This is a genomic window from Staphylococcus sp. HMSC36A10 (assembly GCF_001838845.1).
Classification (GTDB): Bacteria; Bacillota; Bacilli; order Staphylococcales; family Staphylococcaceae; genus Staphylococcus; species Staphylococcus aureus.
The window spans coordinates 1-327 of the sequence record NZ_KV839104.1; the positions used below are offsets into that span (position 1 = coordinate 1).

The following is a 327-nucleotide window of genomic DNA, read 5'->3' on the forward strand; positions in this document are numbered from 1 at the left end:
ATTGATTGTGTTGTTAGCAATTTTTAAAGCACGTTGCATAATCATTTCTGGACTGTTCCATGCTTTTTCAATTTGGATGAAATACTCTCTAAAATCAAAACCTTTTTCTGTACCTGACATCATCGCAACATGTTTAGCTACATCAAGTGTTAAAGCATAATCTTCTAGTTGTCTTACAGCTCCGTTATTAACAACCGTACTTGTAAGTACACTTGTAAAATCCCTATTTTCTTTGAAATGCTTCAAGTTAATTTCTGCCCAAGCGCTAAAACGCTTTTTAACTTCCAAAGCTTTATATAACTCTCTTGCACTTATTGCGATTTCTCC

Annotated in this window: 1 protein-coding gene; it reads right to left on the reverse strand. The window is 33.9% G+C overall.

What is annotated here, in order from left to right; genetic code table 11:
* Positions 1-327 (reverse strand): antA/AntB antirepressor family protein (locus HMPREF3247_RS06550; protein ID WP_083324631.1); only part of this gene is annotated, 327 nt, incomplete at both ends.